We start from the raw sequence: 2,069 nt of genomic DNA, 5'->3' as shown, positions 1-2,069 counted from the left end.
GCGCGAACGCCGTTGAGTTAACGAATTAGGCGATCAGCCTGCAAACGGTGGGCGGGCCATCACCGTGGGTTTGAACCCGTACCGCGGACCGGAGCCGCCTAACTGCCCCATGCCGGTACCCGCCAGTTGCATACCGCCTAGCAGGTTTCCGGCACCGCCGCTTTCCGGGGCGGCGCTGACGCTGCTGATCGCGAGCGGTGCGTGCGGGGCCGCCAACGGAGCCCCGCCGATCCATGACGGCGGCACCGCCAATTTGCCGACCGCACCGGCACTGCCCAAATTGGCGGCCACTCCTGAACCGACAGCACCGCCGCCGCCACCGCCCAGCATGCCGCCAAGGCCACCTAAGCCGCCGGTTGCGGCAGGGGCCGCGGCGGCCGCAGCGGGACCGCTGAGCAGACCCGTGGTCTTCGCGATCTGAATAAAGTTGTTGCCCATACCGATGCTGAAGTAAGGCAGACCCTCGGTGTTGTAGAAGAAGCTCGCGTAGGGCGCGTAATCGTTGACCAACCCTGACAGCGACGTCGGGAGGGCGGTAGTCCCGAAGATGAAGTTGAAGAGCGACGTCAGTGGGTCGGTCGTGGTGGCCGCCGCGGTGGGCGAGGCGAGGCCTTGCAGCGAGGTCGGCAGCGACGAGGTGAGCTGCGACAAGATGTTCTGGGTGCTCGATGCGGTGGATGTGGCGGCGGCACTATTGACCGCGCCGGCTTGAGCGGCCGTCCCGGCAGGGTTGGTCGTCGCCGCCGGGGAGGCGAACGGCGTCACCTGGGCGGCGGCCGCTGACTGACCCGCGTAGGCGTACATTGCCGCGGAGTCTTGCGCCCACATCTCACCGTATTGCGCCTCGAGTTGCGCGATCAGCGGGGTGTACTGACCGAAAACGTTGGCCTGCGTCGCCGCAGCGGTCTCGGCACGGTTGGCGGCGATCAGCGGCGGTGGCACCGTCGCGGCGAACGCCTGCTCGTAGGCGGCGGCGGCCGACCTGGCCTGGGTCGCCGCTTGCTCGGCCTGGGTGGCGGCAGTGCTCATCCACGACGCATACTGTTGCGCGGCGCTCGCCATCGACGTTGACGCCGGCCCCATCCACGCGTCACTGACCAGCTGTGTCACCACATTGTCGTATCCGGTTGCGGCCGAATTCAATTCGGCGGCAATCCCGTTCCAGGCCGATGCGGCGGCCTGTAGCGACGACGAACCCGGACCCCCATACATGCGGGCGGAGTTGATTTCCGGCGGTAGCGCCCCAAAATCCACCACTAGTCTCGTCCCCCCTAGAGAGCCGCAGCCGCGTTGGCGGCCTCGGTGGCTGCGTAGGACCCGGCGCTGGTGCCCAGCGTGTTCACGAACATCTCGTGAATCGCCGCGGCCTGCGCGCTGACCGCCTGATACAGCTGGGCGTGCGCGACGAACTGCGCCGCCGTCAGCGCCGAAACCTCGTCGGCGGCAGCGGGAACCACCCCGGTGGTCGGGGCCGCCGCTGCGGCATTCTGTGCGTTCACCCCTGAGCCGATCCCCTGCAGGCTGCCGGCCGCTGCCGACAATGCTTCCGGCTGCGTGGTCACGAACGACATCCGGTTTTCCTCCTCAATAACCGTAAGTTTTTCGACCTTCAGACATGACGAAGGCCGTCTGATAAAAGGTTAGATGGTCACGGTTGGACAACGCCCTGACGAGGCCAACTGTTCACGCCTATACCGCCACTGTTCATCCGCCGGTACCAGGTGTTCATCATGAATTTGGTTGTCCGTCGGCGGTGTCGCGATCTGCGTGAACACGCCGGTTTCGCCGACCGTCGCGGACGCTTGATTGGTCGGCAGCGGAAGCCGCGCATTGTCCGCGGCGGATAAAAATCTTGTCGCGGATAAAGGGCTGTCGGTACGGGTGCCGGCAGCGACCAATTGCAATGGCGCGGCGTTCAGTTCGCCCGAAACCGGTGACTGCATTATCCGGCCGATGGTGGGCGTGGCATGACGGCGTGGCGGAAGCCGTATCGGACGACGAAGCCGCTGGTGCGCCGGCCGTTGACGGCGTTGCTCATTGGCATCCCGTTGAGAAGTGCATTGGAGGTT

The 2,069-nt window shown here is 66.0% G+C and carries 4 protein-coding genes; all 4 read right to left on the bottom strand.

Annotation, left to right across the window (positions count from 1 at the left end; translation table 11 throughout):
• Window positions 1–33: 33 nt before the first annotated feature.
• Window positions 34–1,254 (bottom strand): PPE family protein, encoded by a 1,221-nt coding sequence (locus tag WBF82_RS05145; RefSeq protein WP_424382013.1) that lies wholly within the window; start codon window positions 1,252–1,254, stop codon window positions 34–36.
• A 17-nt stretch (window positions 1,255–1,271) separates the two neighbouring features.
• On the bottom strand, window positions 1,272–1,571 hold the full coding sequence (locus tag WBF82_RS05140) for a PE family protein (protein ID WP_424080443.1): 300 nt from the start codon (window positions 1,569–1,571) through the stop codon (window positions 1,272–1,274).
• Between the two features lie 69 nt (window positions 1,572–1,640).
• Window positions 1,641–1,943 (bottom strand): hypothetical protein, encoded by a 303-nt coding sequence (locus WBF82_RS05135; RefSeq protein ID WP_424382012.1) that lies wholly within the window; start codon window positions 1,941–1,943, stop codon window positions 1,641–1,643.
• Window positions 1,943–2,069, bottom strand: a 127-nt coding sequence (locus WBF82_RS05130) for a PPE family protein, SVP subgroup (RefSeq protein ID WP_424382014.1), incomplete at its 5' end; no start/stop codon positions are given. The genes WBF82_RS05130 and WBF82_RS05135, both read right to left, overlap by 1 nt.

This window comes from Mycobacterium sp. (genome assembly GCF_049673265.1).
GTDB lineage: Bacteria > Actinomycetota > Actinomycetes > Mycobacteriales > Mycobacteriaceae > Mycobacterium.
The sequence above is the reverse complement of the archived record's forward strand: the minus strand, read 5'-3'. Positions and strand labels throughout refer to the sequence as shown.